Origin of the sequence: Faecalibacterium sp. DFI.5.82, assembly GCF_029076575.1 — a bacterium.
Taxonomy (GTDB): domain Bacteria; phylum Bacillota; class Clostridia; order Oscillospirales; family Ruminococcaceae; genus Faecalibacterium; species Faecalibacterium duncaniae.
Genome location: NZ_JARFIS010000817.1, coordinates 1 through 299, shown reverse-complemented (window position 1 = coordinate 299; position 299 = coordinate 1). Strand labels below are relative to the sequence as shown.

1 pseudogene is annotated in these 299 nt (G+C 52.5%); it reads left to right on the top strand.

Annotation, left to right across the window (positions count from 1 at the left end):
- Positions 1-113: 113 nt before the first annotated feature.
- Positions 114-299 (top strand): annotated as a pseudogene (locus P0G09_RS19040) (methylglyoxal synthase); the annotation flags it as partial.

The window sequence follows — 299 nt, the reverse complement described above, 5'->3', positions numbered from 1 at the left end:
AATCAGTTCTGCGGGGCGTTTTGAAATGTGCCCGGAACTGTTCTTCTCACAACTGCAATCCATTTCAAACAGATGTCCGCATGACGACACGAGTACAAAGGAGAGGGCGAATTATGACAATTGCCATTCTTGCACATGATTCCCGCAAAGAACTTGCACTTCAGTTCTGCACCGCCTACAGTGGTATCCTGTCTCGGAACACTGTCATCGCCTCCGGCACCACCGGCCGGATGTTGAACCAGGCTACCGGCTTGCCAGTTCACTGTTACCTCTCCGGAAAGCTGGGCGGCATTCAGCAG